12 protein-coding genes and 1 pseudogene are annotated in these 15163 nt (G+C 68.1%); 7 read left to right on the plus strand and 6 right to left on the minus strand.

The window, feature by feature from the left end; genetic code table 11:
• Nucleotides 1-151: 151 nt before the first annotated feature.
• Together map and ACFZCE_RS16030 are read right to left on the minus strand one after the other, a co-directional pair.
• Nucleotides 152-943 carry a type I methionyl aminopeptidase gene (gene map / locus ACFZCE_RS16025; RefSeq protein ID WP_390940676.1) on the minus strand — a complete coding sequence of 264 codons (792 nt, stop codon included), beginning with the start codon at nt 941-943 and terminating at the stop codon, nt 152-154.
• Nucleotides 940-1152, minus strand: a complete 213-nt coding sequence (locus tag ACFZCE_RS16030; RefSeq protein ID WP_390940678.1) for a ParD-like family protein — start codon at nt 1150-1152, stop codon at nt 940-942. The genes map and ACFZCE_RS16030 overlap by 4 nt, the downstream gene beginning before the upstream one ends.
• A gap of 233 nt (nt 1153-1385) precedes the next feature.
• On the opposite strand from ACFZCE_RS16030, the gene ACFZCE_RS16035 reads away from it, so the two are divergent.
• Complete coding sequence (locus ACFZCE_RS16035; RefSeq protein WP_390940680.1) at nt 1386-3221, plus strand: ATP-binding protein; 1836 nt, start codon at nt 1386-1388, stop codon at nt 3219-3221.
• 181 nt (nt 3222-3402) lie between these two features.
• On the opposite strand, the pseudogene ACFZCE_RS16040 reads toward ACFZCE_RS16035, so the two are convergent.
• Nucleotides 3403-5352, minus strand: a pseudogene (locus ACFZCE_RS16040) (glycosyl hydrolase family 28-related protein); the annotation flags it as partial.
• 192 nt (nt 5353-5544) lie between these two features.
• Here ACFZCE_RS16040 and ACFZCE_RS16045 point away from each other — a divergent pair.
• From ACFZCE_RS16045 to ACFZCE_RS16060, 4 genes are all read left to right on the plus strand, one after another.
• Complete coding sequence (locus tag ACFZCE_RS16045) at nt 5545-5871, plus strand: hypothetical protein (RefSeq protein ID WP_390940682.1); 327 nt, start codon at nt 5545-5547, stop codon at nt 5869-5871.
• A 12-nt stretch (nt 5872-5883) separates the two neighbouring features.
• Entirely contained in the window at nt 5884-6591 is a 708-nt protein-coding gene (locus ACFZCE_RS16050) for a response regulator (protein WP_390940685.1), read from the plus strand.
• Nucleotides 6588-7964 carry an ATP-binding protein gene (locus ACFZCE_RS16055; protein WP_390940687.1) on the plus strand — a complete coding sequence of 459 codons (1377 nt, stop codon included), beginning with the start codon at nt 6588-6590 and terminating at the stop codon, nt 7962-7964. The genes ACFZCE_RS16050 and ACFZCE_RS16055 overlap by 4 nt, the downstream gene beginning before the upstream one ends.
• 100 nt (nt 7965-8064) lie before the next feature.
• Entirely contained in the window at nt 8065-8610 is a 546-nt protein-coding gene (locus ACFZCE_RS16060; protein WP_390940689.1) for a DUF4174 domain-containing protein, read from the plus strand.
• Nucleotides 8611-8728: 118 nt separating this feature from the next.
• Here the strand turns inward: ACFZCE_RS16060 and ACFZCE_RS16065 are convergent, their stop codons facing one another.
• From ACFZCE_RS16065 to ACFZCE_RS16075, 3 genes are all read right to left on the minus strand, one after another.
• On the minus strand, nt 8729-10945 hold the full coding sequence (locus tag ACFZCE_RS16065; RefSeq protein WP_390940691.1) for a methyl-accepting chemotaxis protein: 2217 nt from the start codon (nt 10943-10945) through the stop codon (nt 8729-8731).
• A gap of 205 nt (nt 10946-11150) precedes the next feature.
• Nucleotides 11151-12104, minus strand: coding sequence for an NAD(P)-dependent oxidoreductase (locus ACFZCE_RS16070; protein WP_390940693.1), 954 nt, complete (start codon nt 12102-12104; stop codon nt 11151-11153).
• Nucleotides 12105-12129: 25 nt separating this feature from the next.
• The gene (locus tag ACFZCE_RS16075; protein ID WP_390940695.1) at nt 12130-13140 is read right to left on the minus strand and encodes an alpha/beta fold hydrolase; all 1011 of its coding nucleotides are present in this window, start codon (nt 13138-13140) and stop codon (nt 12130-12132) included.
• Nucleotides 13141-13241: 101 nt separating this feature from the next.
• On the opposite strand from ACFZCE_RS16075, the gene ACFZCE_RS16080 reads away from it, so the two are divergent.
• A complete protein-coding gene (locus ACFZCE_RS16080; protein WP_390940697.1) occupies nt 13242-14240 on the plus strand; it encodes an AraC family transcriptional regulator ligand-binding domain-containing protein in 999 nt (332 codons plus the stop codon).
• 81 nt (nt 14241-14321) lie between these two features.
• Nucleotides 14322-15080, plus strand: a complete 759-nt coding sequence (locus tag ACFZCE_RS16085) for an SDR family NAD(P)-dependent oxidoreductase (RefSeq protein WP_390940699.1) — start codon at nt 14322-14324, stop codon at nt 15078-15080.
• Nucleotides 15081-15163: the final 83 nt, after the last annotated feature.

Below are 15163 nucleotides of genomic sequence, written 5' to 3' on the forward strand. Positions count from 1 at the left end.
GGGCCTCTCGCCCGGCACAGCCGGCCTCCCACAGATTTTGTGTAAGTACCTGATTTACAAGGCAACATAGAACCCGTGGGAGGCCGGCTGTGCCGGGTGAGAGGCCCTGAAGCCGTGCACTGAACCCCCGGCACTCACGCGTTAAACAGCATCACGGCACAGCCGGGCGAAGCGCCTCGAGCATCCCCACTTCATCCGCGCGCAAGGTCAACACCCGCACCCCCTCGGCGGTCACCGCCACGGTGTGCTCGAACTGCGCCGACAGCGTTTGGTCGCGGGTGACCACCGTCCAGCCATCGGCCAGGGTGCGCACGCCGCGCCCGCCCTGGTTGAGCATCGGCTCGATGGTGAACACCATGCCTTCGCGCAGGGTAAGGCCGGTGCCCGGGCGGCCGTAGTGCAGCACTTGCGGGTCTTCATGCATGTCGCGGCCGATGCCGTGGCCGCAGTATTCGCGCACCACGCTGTAGCCATGGGCGCTGGCGTGGCGCTCGATGGCCGCGCCGATGTCGCCCAGGCGCCCGCCCGGGCGCACCGCGTAGATGCCTTGCCACAGCGCCTGGTAGGCCTGTTGCACCAGCGCTTGGGCGCCGGCGCTGGCCACCCCGACCACGTAGGTTTTGCTCGAATCGGCAATGAAGCCGTGTTTTTCCAGGGTGATGTCGAAGTTGACGATGTCTCCGGGGCGCAGCACCCGCGTGGCCGACGGCACGCCGTGGCACACCTCGTCGTTGATCGAGGCATTGAGCACGAAGCCAAAGCCGTACTGGCCTTTGCTTGCCGGGCGCGCGGCCAGTTCATCGACGATCTGGCGCTCGACGAGGGTGTCGACCTGCAGGGTAGACAGCCCGGCCAGCGCGGTGCGGTCAAGGCGCTCGAACACCTGCGCCAGCAGCCGGCCGGCGTCGGCCATCAGGGCAATTTGCGCGGGGGTCTTGATCATGCCTCAGCCGCCACCAGGGCGGGCGGGGTGACCCCGGCGGCGTTCAGCTCACGCTGGACGATCTCGTTGAAGCTCAGCGAAGGGTTGCTTTCGCAGAGCAGGCCGACCTTGATCCACCACGCCGCCTGGGCGTTGATCGAGCGGCAGGACACCTTGATCGCGCGGCGCAGTTGGTCGTGCAGGTCGTCGTCGATGTTGACAATGCCCATGGGGCTCTCCATATACGTTTCGTATATCTTAAACATATGCTTCGTATCGTTCAAACCCCACCCTGCTGCTCGGCACCTGGCAGGTGGTGAGCGCCTGGCGCGCCGCCCCTTGAGCCCTGGGAACGGCCGGCGGTCGGCGTGGTCCATGGCTTAGCGTGCCGTTCCGTCGCGTTAATGGCCATTTGCTGTTAGGCTTCCGCCAGCCCCTCTGTTGCGCTCCGCAGGAGCATTCCATGCCCGCCTTGCCTCTGGCTTTTCCCGAGCACGCCACCGCTGCCGTGCCGGCCCCGGGCGATGACGTCGCCGACCTCGAACTGCTGCACAGCATCAGCGTGGCGCTGATCGGCGAACAAGACCTCGAAGCCCTCTACGGCAAGATCGTCGACGCCGCGGTGGCCATCACCGGCTCGCAATTCGGCACGATGCAGCTGCTGTGCCCGGCCGGGCACCCTTCCGGGCATGGCGGTGAGCTGCAACTGCTCTGCTCGCGCGGGCTGCCGGCGGATGCCGTGGGCTTTTGGCAGTGGGTCAACCCCTGTGCCTACAGCAGTTGCACCCAGGCACTGAAGCTCGGCGAGCGGGCGATCATCGAAGACTTCGAGCAGTGGCCCGACATCGCCGGCAGCGAAGACCTCTTCGCCTTTCGCCGCGCCGGCATCCGCGCCGCCCAGACCACCCCACTGCGTGACCGCAACGGCCGCCTGCTGGGGATGATCTCGACCCACTGGGCCTACCCGTACCAACCCAGCCAACGCGACCTGCGCCTGCTCGACGTGCTCGCCCGCCAGGCCGCCGACCTGCTCGAGCGGACCATGGCCGAAGAAGCCCTGCGCCAGGCCGAGGCGCAGTTGCGCAGCCTCAACGAAACCCTCGAGCAACGGGTCAGCGAGCGCACCGCCAAGCTGATGCAGGCCGAAGAAAAACTGCGCCAGGCGCAGAAGATGGAAGCGGTCGGGCAACTGACCGGCGGCCTGGCCCATGACTTCAACAACTTGCTGGCGGGCATCTCTGGCGCGCTGGAACTGATGGACCGGCGCATTGCCCAGGGCCGCCTCGGCGAGATCGACAAATACATGGCCGCCGCCCAGGGCGCGGCCAAGCGCGCCGCGGCGCTGACCCACCGCTTGCTGGCGTTTTCGCGCCGGCAAACCCTTGAGCCGCGGCCGACCCAGGTCAACAGCCTGGTGCACGGCATGCTCGAACTGATCCAGCGCACGGTGGGCCCGGCGATCGCCATCGATACCGCCGCGACCCCAGGCCTGTGGCCGGCGTTCGTCGACGCCAGCCAGCTGGAAAACGCCTTGCTCAACCTCTGCATCAACGCCCGCGACGCCATGCCCGGCGGCGGCCGCATCACCCTGCGCACCGCCAACCAGTGGGTCGACCGCGAAGCCGCCCGCGCCCTGGACATGCCCGAGGGGCAGTACCTGAGCCTGAGCGTCAGCGACACCGGTACCGGCATGCCGCCGGAGGTGATCGCCCATGTGTTCGAGCCGTTCTTCACCACCAAGCCGATCGGCCAGGGCACCGGCCTGGGGCTGTCGATGATCTACGGCTTTGCCCAGCAGTCCGGTGGGCAGGTGCGGTTGTTGTCGAAGGTGGGCGAGGGCACCACGGTGTGCATCTACCTGCCGCGCCACCATGGCGACGCGCCAGCGGATGAACTCGCCCCGGGCCGGGCCGCCGAGGCCACGGCCAAGCCCGGCGAGACCGTGCTGGTGGTTGACGATGAGCCCACCGTGCGCATGCTGCTGGCCGATGTGTTGCACGAACTGGGCTACACGGTGATCGAGGCGGCCGACAGCGCCGCCGGGTTGAAGCTGCTGCGCTCGGACGTGCACATCGACCTGCTGGTGACCGACGTCGGCCTGCCCGGCGGCATGAACGGCCGGCAGATGGCCGACGCCGGGCGCTTGCTCCGCCCGGGGTTGAAAACCCTGTTCATCACGGGCTACGCCGAGCACGCGGCGTTGCAGGAAGGCCAGTTGGGGCAGGGCATGCAGGTGCTGACCAAGCCCTTCGCGGTAGACCTTTTGAGCGGCCGGGTGCGGGAGTTGTTGGCACTGTAGGCGCCGCGCTGGCGTGCGAGGGCGTACTTGGCCACACCCTCACGTTGCCGCTGGAGTACCCCGTGAACATGCGGCGTTACGGGGTATTCCAGTGCGTTTTCGCTGTGTCGGGCGAAAGGCCCTTCAGTCAGGCCACTTCATGCAGCCCCTGCTGCACTCCTACCACCTCCACCTCGGGCTGGGCGAACACGAAGTTCGCTGCCGTGACCTGCGCGGTCAGGTCCCCACTCATGGCGAACTCGAACTGGTTGCCATTGGCGTCGGCATCGCGGGATTTGAAGTAGGTTTTGTCGCCGCTGTCGTTGAGCACCATGATCAACGTGCCGTCATGGCCATTGCCCAGGCCGGTGAAACCCAGGGCCGAGAGGTCGATGCGGTCGGTGCTGGCGTCGAAGTCGGTGATCAGGTCGCCGTGGTTGCCTTCTTCCTTGCTCAGGCTGTAGTTGCGGTAGCTGTCTTCCAGGGTGGTGAACACAAAGGTGTCGTGGCCACCGCCGCCGCTCAGGGTGTCGGCGCCGAGGCCGCCGATGAGGGTTTCGCTGGCGTCAGTGCCGGTGATCCGGTCTTCACCGTCGGTGCCCTGCAGCAGGTGCTCGAACTGCACGTTGCTGGCGTTCAACTGGCCGACCAGGTTACCGGCCAGGCCCACCTCGAAGCGGTTGCCATCGGCGTCGGGCTCCAGGCTTTTCAGGTAGGTGCGGTCAGTGCTGGCGTTGTACTGCACCGCCAGGGTGCCGTCGCGGCCGTTGCCCAGGCCCGTGAAGCCCAGCCCGGCGAGGTCGAGTACATCCTGGCTGGGGTCGAAGTCGGTGATCAGGTCGGCGTGGCTGCTGGTGGCGGTGCGGTAGCTGTCGCTGACCTCGTAGTAGCGGAAGGTGTCGTGGCCGTCGCCGCCGGTGAGTTTGTCGGCGCCGCCGCCACCGACGATCACATCGTTGCCGCTGGTGCCGACCAGGGTGTCCTTGCCGGCGCTGCCGTCGATGCGGTTTTCCGGGATGGTATCGAGCACCACACTGCCGTCGCCGTACACCAGGGTGGTGCCCTTGGTGGTGTGCTCCACGCTGTTGCCGTACAGGCTGTTGTGGCTGGTGCCGTCTTCGCGGCGCTCGGCGATGCCGTAGGTCGACTGGTCGCCGCCGACGATGGTGTTGCCTTGCACCAGGTTGTTCTCACCCTTGTACAGCCGGCCAGACACCCCGTCGCTGTCGTCGTAGCTCTGGATGATCACTTCCGGCACGGCGCTGGCCTGGGCGTTGCCGTGGATGTTGTTGTCGAGCAACTGGCTGCCGCTGCTGCCGTACAAACGCACCCCGGCGCTGCCGTTGTCATGGATGTCCACCCCTTGCACGGTGATGGCGGTAGACATCTTCACCAGGATGCCTTCGGCGGCGTTGCCGTACACCGCGCCGCCGCTGATCACCACGTTGTCTACCAGGGCGCGGTCTTCGCTGCCGCGCTGCACCACGATGCCGGCGCCGCCGTTGTCGTAGGCGACGTTGCCGCTCAGGGTGAAGTCATGGGTGCTGGTGACGATGTTGAAGCCGTGGCGGTCGTTGTCGTAGGCCACGTTGTTGATGAACGCGCCGTCGCTCTGGTAGTCGGCGACGAAACCGTCCAGGCCGTTGCCGTGGCTCACGCTGTTGCTGATGGTGAGGTTCACGGTTTGCTCGTGGGGGTCGAAACCGTAGCCGGAGCAGTCTTTGATTTCGACGCTGTCGAGCAGCACGTTGCTGTCCTGGCCGTCGCCATCGGGAATGTAGCCGTTGAACCAGCCATCGACCTTGCCGGTGGTGTTGTCGCGGTTGCCGTCCAGGGTCAGGTTGTTCACGCCGAAGTCGTGGGTTTCCTCACCGTAGGCCGAGCGGATCAGCCCGGTGATCTTCTGGTCGGAGCCGTCGGCCAGCTTCAGGGTGGTCACGCCCATGCCCTGGCCGCTGATGGTCACGTTGCTTTTGATCTGCAGGCAGCCATCGGTCGGGTCGCCGGTGCCGCTGATGATGAACGTGCCCTCTGGGATCACCACCTCACCGCCGCCGGCCGCTGCCGCCGCGTCGATGGCCGCCTGGATGGCGGCGGTGTCGTCGGTCACGCCGTCGCCGGCGGCCCCGTAGTCCTTGACGTTGAAAACCATGTGCGCGTACCTCTGCATTCATCTTGAAAGGCGAGGGTCGGCCCCCCGCAGCCACTGCGCAGGGTGTGACCGGCCCGGCGCGGTGGCCGTTGCCTGGGCGGCGGGGCTAATTTGTAATGGTTTTGCACAGTGCGGTTTTTCCCGGGCGCTTTGCCTTAGCGTAAAAAAGTGTTCAGCCGGGATGCGACTGCCATGAGGGCGACGCTGCTGTGTGGGTGGGTGTTGGGGGTGTGGGCCTTGGCCGTGGGCGCGGCCAGCGCGCAACTGGGCGACGGCCCGCGGCAGCGCTGCGAATGGGGCAAGCAGGTGGTGGGCATGGCCCGCGAGGGCTACAGCCAGGGCCTGAGCCGTGACCAGGTGCTGGCGCAAGTCGACGCGCTGGGGTACAACGCCGCCTGGAAGGCGAGGATGGCCTCGGCGGTGACCGCCTGGGTGTACCGCGGCCAGGGCACCACCCTGGACAGCGACCCGCAGCAGGATTACTTCAGCCGTTGCCAGGCCTATTACCTCGAACGTTAGCCAGGAATTTCAATGACCCCCGACCACCACCTGCTGATCGTCGATGACGACCCAGACATCCGCGGCCTGCTCAGCGATTTTCTCACCCAGGCCGGCTACCGCGTCAGCACCGCCTGCGACGGCCGCGAGATGCGCCTGAAGCTCGATGTCAACGTGATCGACCTGGTCGTGCTCGACCTCATGCTGCCCGGCGTCGACGGCCTGGCGCTGTGCCGGCAACTGCGCGAGGTGTCGAACGTGCCGGTGATCATGCTCACCGCCCGTGGCACCCTCGACGACCGCATCGCCGGGCTGGAGGAGGGCGCCGACGATTACCTGGCCAAGCCGTTCGACCCGCGCGAGCTGCTGCTGCGCATCCAGACCGTGCTGCGCCGGGCCCTGAGCTTCCCGCAGCGGGCGCGCATCGACGAGGCGGCGAGCATCCGCTTCAGCGGCTGGGAGCTCGACACCCGCGCGCGCCATGTGCTGTCGCCCGACGGCGTGGTGGTGCACCTGGGCAATTCGGACTTCCGCGTGCTGCGCCTGCTGCTGCAGCACCCCAACCGGCCGCTGAGCCGGGAGTTCCTGCGCAACCACGCCTTCGACAAAGACAGCCAGCCGTTCGACCGCGCGGTCGACGTGTGCGTCAGCCGCCTGCGCCAGCACCTGAGCGCCGAGTTGATCCGCACCGTGCGCAACGAAGGCTACATGCTCAGCGCCAGCGACGTGGCCAGCCAGTGAGGCGCTGGCTGCCGGCGTCGCTGTACGGGCGCATGGTGCTGATCATGATCGGCGGGGTGTTGCTGGCCCAACTGGTGACCAGCACGGTGTGGTTCGACGTGCGCCACGCGCAGTCGCTGGAGATCCCCACGCGGCTGGTGGCCACCCACCTGGCCGACATCGTGCGGGTCGCCGAGCGCGAGCCGGACCAGGTCGACCACCTGTCCGAGCTGCTGCGGGCGCCGGGTTTCAGCGTGCAGGTAAACGCCGCGCCGACCCACCCCGACGTGCCGCTCGACGTCGACTCCCAGGCCGCCGAAGACCTGCTGCGCAGCGTGCTGGCGGAAAAAACCGGGCAGCCGCAAACCTTCCAGCTGCTGCGCCTGGAGCTGCTCGACCAGGCCGAGCACAAGGCCGGCTTGCCGGTGTTGCTGTCGGCCCGGCCCACGGTGGGGCGGTTTCTGATCGACCTACGCCTGCCCGACGGCCGCTGGCTGTTGGTCGATGCCCAAGAGAGCCAGGGCTGGAGCCCGCGCGCCAGCGGTGAGCTGATCGCCGACTACGTGCTGCGCATCTACCTGTTGCGGATCCTCCTGGTGCTGGCGGTCACGCTGTTCGCGGTGCGCTGGGCGATCGCCCCGCTCAAGCGCCTGGCCGCCGCCGCCCACGGGCTGGGGCGCAACATCCAGCAGGCGCCGCTGCCCGAGCAGGGGCCGAGCGAGGTGCGCCAGGCCTGCGCGGCGTTCAACACCATGCAGCGCCAGCTCAGCGAAAGCCTCGGCCAGCGCACGCGGTTCCTTGCGGCGGTGTCTCACGACCTGCGCTCGCCGCTGACGCGCATGCGCCTGCGCACCGAGCGCATCGATGACGCCACCGTGCGCGGCATGCTCCAGCAAGACCTCGAGCACATGCGGCAGATGGTCGACGCCACCCTGGAGTTCGTGACCAGTGGCGAAACCCGCGAGCCGCAGCAGCGCATCGACCTGAACGCCCTGCTGATGAGCCTGGAGGCGGATTTCACCGACCAGGGCCAGGCGGTGACCGTGCAGGGCCGCGCCAGCGCGCCGGCGCGCGGCTACGCGCGCAGTTTGCACCGCTGCCTGCATAACCTGATCGAGAACGCCGTGCGCCATGCCGGCGCCGCCGAGGTCAGCCTGGCCCGCGAGGGCGCCTATTGGCGGGTGACGGTGGCCGACCGCGGCCCGGGCATTGACGAGGCCGCCTTGGCCAAGGTGACCGAGCCGTTTCTGCGCCTGGACGCGGCGCGCCAGAGCGAGGGCTATGGCTTGGGCTTGGCTATCGCCGACGCGGTGGCCAAGGCCCACGGTGGCCGCTTGACACTGCGCAACCGCGAAGGTGGCGGGCTGCAGGCGTTGCTCGACCTGCCGGCATGAAACCAACCGATGAAAAAAGTGTCATGGATTCAGGCTCATAGGCTGGTTATTTCCCTACGATGAGCGATTATTGAAGTACGAACACGTAATGGAGGCACCCATGTTCATCCGCTCGCTGGCCCTGGCCACTTTGTTTGTTGCATCCGCGCCGCTGCTGGCCGCCGACAGCGATTCGCCGCTGGCCAAGGACCGCGGCCATTCCCGGGCCGTGATCGTGATCACCCGCAGCTCGGTAGACCCTGAACTGCTGAACCTGCAAAAGGCCCTGAAAGAGCCGGCCAACCAGCAGGAGTTCAGCAAGCGCAACATGGTGCTGTACACCGTGGCCGACATGATCGGCAAGCGTAACGGCGAGAACCTCGACGCCCAGACCACCGCCGGGCTGGTGCGCGACCTGAAGCTGGGCACCCTCAACGGCACGCGCACCCTGGTGTACGGCAAGGATGGCGAGCAGTACTTCCAGAAAGACGGCCCGGTGACCCCGCAAGAGCTGTTCAGCGCGGTGGATAAAATCCCCGGCCAGGAACAGAGCGCCGCCCCCGCCGCGGCCCAGGCCCCCGCCGCCGAACCGGCCCAGGAAGGCAGCAAGCCCGCCAAGGGCAAGGCCGGCAAGGCCACCGCGCCACCGGCGGGGTTGGATGATTAACCCGCGCCAGGCTTAGCGGCCCTTCGCCCGGCACAGCCGGCCTCCCACCCGTTCTGTGTTGTCCTTTGGTGGGAGGCCGGCTGTGCCGGGCGAAGGGCCCTCAAGCCAAGCCCCACCCTCAGGCACTCACCTCGAACCGCCCCACCAGCGCCTGCAGCGTGCCGGCATCATGCCGCACCTGCGCGGCGCTGCTGTGCAGCACCGCCACGGTCTGGCGCATGTCGGTCGAGGCCTGGCCGACCTGCTTGACCGTCGCCCCGCAATCCAGGCTCTTGTCGTTGAGCTGCTGGATCACCCCGAACAACTGCTCCACCGCCTCGTGCAGTTGCACGTTCTCCTCGCTGGCGCCGGCGGCCAGTTTCAGGCTGCGGTCCACATCGCCCACGCCTTTTTCCATCACCGTCACCGCCTGGCGGGTTTCGCCCTGCAGGCCGTCGACCATGCCGCGGATCTGCTCGGCCACCTTGGCCGTGCGCGTGGCCAGGGTGCGCACCTCATCGGCCACCACCGCGAAGCCGCGGCCGTTCTCGCCGGCGCGGGCCGCTTCGATCGCCGCGTTCAGCGCCAGCAGGTTGGTTTGCTGGGTGATGTCGGTAATCAACGCGGTGAAGTTGCCGATCTCGCCCATGCGTTGGTCCAGCGCCTGCACGCTGGCCGCCGAGCGCGCCACCACGTCGCGGATCGACTGGGTGCCGGCCTGCACCTGCTCGAACTGCTCGCGGGCGCGCAGCACCACCGCGTCCATGGCGTGCTTCATCTGCTCGGCGGTGAGCGAGGCTTGCTGGATTTCCCCCAACTGCGCCTCGACTATCAGCATCATCCGGTGGATCGCCTCGTTCACCTCGGTGCTGCTGCGCTGGGCCAGGTCGCTGCGCTGAAGCATGTGCGCGTTGGTGTCGGCAACCCGCGCCGAGGCGTGGATCACCCGCCCGACCACGCCGTCGAGCTGGTCGATGAAGCTGTTGATCCAGCGCCCCATGGCGCCACTTTCGTCGCGCGCCAGGGTGTTGGCCTGCAGGCGCTGGCGCAGGTTGCCTTCACCCTCGGCGAGGGTGCGCAGTACCTCGGCCATGGCCTCCAGGCGGGCCGCCAGCGGGCGGGGCCCAAGCTGGCGGTAGAGCAACGCCGCGCCCAGCAGCAGCGCCGGCTGCAGGCCGTCGAGCCAGGCCTGGGGCAGGCCGCTGTAGTGCACCAGCGCGTAGTTGCCGGCCAGCGCCGCGGCCAGGGTGCCGAGCAAGGGGCGCATCAGCCCATGGCTGAGCGAGCGGCGCCGGTAGACCTCTTCGAGGTCGGCCTCGCACATCATCCCCCAGCGGTCTGGCGAGCCGGGCAACTGGAAGGTCAGGCCCTTGCCCACCACTGGGATGTGCCGGTAATCGGCGTAGCCGGGGTAGGTCACGAACAGGTTGCTGCCACGGGCGATGGTCTCGCGCACGCCGGCGTGCAACTGGCCGGTGGCCGGGTTGGTAAAGCGCAGCTCCAGCTCGGTGTGGCGCTGCACCCGCACCGTGCCGAAGGCGGTGTGGATGCCGCCCTTGAGGTTGTCGCCCAGGCTGAAGGTGGCGTCTTCGAAGCGCGAGCGTGATAGCGCGGTGCCCGGGGCGATGCGCGGGTCGAACTGCGCCTGCACCATGAACAGGTAGTTGTCGCCGGAGTCTGGGTAGATGTGCCCGGCTTCGCGCTGGATCAAATCGCCCAGTACATCGTTCGGCACGCGCATGCACAGGCAGCCCTGGGCCTGCTCGGCCAGCACCAGCGGCTGGTAGAACATCAGCGTGACTTCGTCGTGGAAGGCCGAGCTCGACGGGCCGATGGCCAGGGTCAGCGGGTCGGTGTACGGGCCGTGCAGCAGCGGCGCGCGCAGCCCGGCGCTGACGGCCTGAGGGTTGAGGTCGCGGCCACCGAGGTGGGCGGCATGGGTCGAGGCCAGCACGCTGCCCTGGTGGTCGATGATGAACACCTCGCTGGCGTCGGCCCACTGCGCCAGGGCCCGCGCCAGCGACGGCTGGGCGGCTGCCGGGGCGCTGCCGCGCAAGGCCTGGGCCAGTTCCTGCAACTGTTGCCACTGGCCGCTGGCCCAGCGTTGCAGCAGGGTGGCGCGGGTGTGCGCGATGGACTCGAACGTATGCTCCAGCGCCGGGTAGGCGCTGCGGTTCAGCCAGCAGGCCCAGGCCATGGCCGCCTTGCCGGTGTGGCCCCACCAGGGCAGCCAGCGGCGTTCGGTGGGCGACAGGTTCATTGACTCGCTCTGCAACGGCATCGCGGACTCCTTCATGATGGTCGCGGCTGCGATTGCAATTAGTTGGCCAGCATGAGGGGTTCGCCGGTGAAACATTGCATTTATGTGTCAATGCGGGCGAGGGCGGGTATTGCGCGGGGCGGGGATGGTGCGCTGAGTGCCTGATTTTGGTGCTTCTGCACCCAACTGGGGCAAAACAAAAAGGCCTGTTCGTTTTATTGCACGGGATGTCGCCAATCGAAAACTGGATGTCGCACCGGGGCGGATCGCCTTGCCCCGCCACGGTGCGGCCGCGCGGGCGTTATAGCGCGCGGATCGGCTGGCCGTCCTGCCAGGCCAGGATGTTCTCGATCATCTGGCTGTAGAACAGCCGGTAGTTGTTCTCGGTCACGTAACCGATGTGCGGGGTGGCCAGCACGTTGGGCAGGGTGCGCAGGGGGTGCTCGGCGGGCAGCGGTTCCTGGTCGAACACATCCAGCGCCGCGCCGCCAAGGCGGCCGTCGATCAGCGCCTCGATCAACGCGGCTTCATCGACGATCGGCCCGCGCGAGGTGTTCACCAGCAACGCGCCGCGTTTCATCCAGCCCAGCGCCTGGGCGTCGACCAGGCCGCGGCTGCGCTCACCCAGCACCAGGTGCACCGAGAGCACATCGGCCTGCTCGAACAGCGCTTGTTTTTCTACCCGCTGCACGCCCACCGCGGCGGCGGCCTCCTCGCTGAGGTTGGGGCTCCAGGCGATCACCTTCATGCCGAACGCCTGGGCGAAGCCGGCGACCTTCTGGCCGATGCTGCCCAGCCCGAGCAGGCCCAGGGTGCGCCCGTGCAGGTCGGCGCCGATACCGATCTGCCAGCCGCCGGTTTGCAGCGAGATCACCTCGGCGAACAGCCGGCGGTTCAGCGCCATCAGGAGGGTCCAGGTCAGTTCCGGGGCGGCGTGCTTGTAGCTGTCGGTGCCGCACACGGTGATGCCCCGGGCCTTGGCCGCGGCGATGTCCAGCGCGGCGTTGCGCATGCCGCCGGTGACCAACAGCTTGAGCCGCGGCAGGGCGGCGAGCAGTTCGGCGTCGAAGGGGGTGCGCTCGCGCATCACGCAGATCACGCTATAAGGGGCCAGGCGCTGGGCGAGGGTGGCGTTGGGCGCCGGGTAGTCGTGGAGAAAATCCACCTGGCCGAGGCGCGCCAGCGGCGACCAGTCGACCACGTCCTGGGCGACGTCCTGCCAATCATCGATGACCGCGATACGAAGTTCAGACATGTGCGCGAAACCCTGATGTTGTCGGTTATTGAGGGGTGTTCAACCAGTTCAGCAGCGCCTGGTGAAAGCGTGCCGGTTCTTCCATCTGTGGCGCGTGGCCGAGGCCGTCGAACTCCACCAAGGTGGCGTGGGGGATGGCCTGGGCGGCGCGCTTGCCCAGTTGATCGTAGTGGCCGATGCGCGCCTTGACCTCTTTCGGGGCGATGTCGCTGCCGATGGCGGTGCTGTCGGCGGTGCCGATCAACAGCAGGGTGGGCATTTTCAGGTCTTTGAATTCGTACACCACCGGCTGGGTGAAGATCATGTCGTAGATCAGCGCCGAGTTCCACGCCACCAAGTTATGCCCCGGCCCTTGGTTAAGCCCGGCGAGCATGGTCACCCAGCGGTCGTACTCGGGCTTCCAGCGGCCGCCGTAGTAGGTGCGCTGTTCGTACTGGCGGATGCTCGCGGCGTCGAGCTTGGTTTCGCGTTCCAGCCAGTCGTCCACCGAGCGCCAGGGCACGCCGAGGGCTTTCCAGTCTTCCAGGCCGATCGGGTTGACCATCGCCAGGCGCTGCACCTGGTCGGGGTACATCAGCGCGTAGCGGGTGGCGAGCATGCCGCCGGTGGAGTGGCCGAGCAGGATCGGGTCTTTCACGTCGAGGTCGGCCAGCAGCGCATGGGTGTTGGCCGCCAGTTGCTGGAAGCTGTACTGGTAGTGCTCGGGCTTGGTCGAGCTGCAGAAGCCGATCTGGTCCGGGGCGATCACCCGGTAGCCGGCCTGGCTGAGGGTGGCGAGGGTGGTTTCCCAGGTGGCGCCGCAGAAATTCTTGCCATGAAACAGCACCACCGTGTTGCCATTGGGCTTGCCGCTGGCCGCCACGTCCATGTAGCCCATTTGCAGGGTTTGGCCCTGGGAGTCGAAGCTGTAGTGGTGCAGCGTGTAGGGGTAGTCGAAGCCTTGCAGTTCCGGGCCGTAGGTGGTGGGGCGCTCATCGGCCTGGGCGCCGGCGGCGCCGAGCAGGGCGGCCAGCAGCACGGTGCGGGTGAACTTCATCGAGGCGGTTCCTTAATCGAAGCGGCATGGGGCAAAGACTCGCCGCGGCGGCGAACGTTCAGCGTTATGATGCCCGGCGCACGGCTCTAGAGACAAAGGCCATGGTCGCCAAGGACACGATTTCCCTACACCTGCTGCACGAGGCCCTGCGCCAAAGCGTACCGGCCGAACACTGGCCGCGCTGGCTGGCGGCGGCGGGCATTGCCGCGGGCGCCGAGCGGGTGGCGGTGGCGCAGTACGCCGAAGTATGGCAAGCACTCGCCGGCCAACTCGATGACGAATTCTTCGGGATGGACCCACGGCCACTGCGCCGTGGCAGCCTGGCGTTCCTGTGCCGGGCCGGGCTGGGCCAGCCCACGGTGCGGGCGGCGCTGGCCCAGGGCTGTAGCTTCCTGGCGCTGATGCTGCAGCGGCTGGCCCCCGCGCTGGAGCAACAAGGCCCCCTCGCCGCGCTGGTGTTGCAGCCGGCCGGCGCGCCACCGCGGGCGTTTGCCTGCTTTACCCTGTGGTTGCTGCTGTACGGCGCGCTGTGCTGGTGGGCTGGGCAACGGGTGCCGGTGCTGGCGGTGGAACTGCAAGGGCCGGCGCCAGACTACCTCGAGGATTACCAGCGGCTGTTCGGCCCGCACCTGCGCTTTGGCCAGCCGCGCAACCGCTTGCTGTTCCCCAGCGCCTGCCTGGCGCTGCCGGTGCGCCGCAGCGAGGCCGAGCTGGCGGCGTTCCTGGCCCAGGCGCCGGGCAACCTGCTGGTGAAGTACCGCGACCCCGGCAACCTGGTGTACCAGGTGCGCGCGCGGCTGCAACAGCTGGCGCCGGCCCAGTGGCCGAGCGCCGAGGCGGTGGCGCAGGCGCTGGGGGTGTCGGCCGCGACCTTGCGCCGGCGCCTGGCCGAGCAGGGCGAAAGCTTTCAGGCGCTGCGTGCCAGCGAGCGGCAAAGCCGCGCCCTGGCCTTGCTGGCCGAGCCGGGGCTGGCCCTGGAGCAGGTCGCCGAGCGCCTCGGCTTTGCCGACGCGCGCTCGTTCCACAAGGCGTTCCGCGCGTGGTTCGGCACCAGCCCGGGGCAATACCGGCGGGCGGGCCAAACCGCTCAGGGCGGCTGAGCGCCACGGCCATTGCCGGCCGGCGGGCACGGCGCGAGCATCGGGGCTAACCTCATTTCAACAAAAAGAGGAGCCACCCCGATGCAACTGGCACAGCAACACTTCGTGGTCACCGGCGCCGCCTCTGGGCTCGGCCTGGCCACCGCCCAGGCACTGGTGCAAGGCGGCGCCCAGGTGCTGCTGCTCGACCGCAGCGAAGCCGCCCTGGCGGCCCGCGCCGCCGAGCTGGAACAACCCTTCGCCGTCGCCGACGTGACCGAGGAGGCCAGCGCCCAGGCGGCGATCGCCGAGGCCATGGCGCGCTTTGGCAGCCTGCAGGGGCTGGTCAATTGCGCGGGGGTGGTGCATGGCGAACGGCTGGTCGGGCGCCAGGGCGCCCATGCCCTGGCCAGCTTCGCCCGGGTGGTGGAGGTCAACCTGATCGGCACCTTCAACCTGATGCGCCTGGCCGCCGAAGCCATGGCCAGCACCCCGGCCGACGACCAGGGCCGGCGTGGGGTGATCATCAACACCGCCTCGGTGGCGGCCTTTGACGGGCAGGTCGGCCAGGCCGCCTATGCCGCCTCCAAGGGCGCGGTGGCCAGCCTGACCCTCCCCGCCGCCCGCGAGCTGGCGCGCCACGGCATCCGCGTGATGACCATCGCCCCTGGGGTGTTCGAAACCCCGATGATGGCCGGCATGACCGAGGCGGTGCGCGCCGGCCTCTGCGCCGACGTGCCGTTCCCGCCGCGGCTGGGCAAGCCCGAGGAATACGCCGCGCTGGTGCGCCACATCATCGAGAACGACATGCTCAACGGCGAGGTGATCCGCCTGGATGGCGCGTTGAGGATGAAGGGCTGAGGGCCCTTCGCCCGGCACAGCCGGCCTCCCACGGGTTCTATATTTCCAAGTAAATCAAGTGGTTACATAAATCTGGTGGGAGG

Origin of the sequence: Pseudomonas sp. NPDC007930 (genome assembly GCF_042958985.1) — a bacterium.
In the GTDB taxonomy this organism is placed as follows: domain Bacteria; phylum Pseudomonadota; class Gammaproteobacteria; order Pseudomonadales; family Pseudomonadaceae; genus Aquipseudomonas.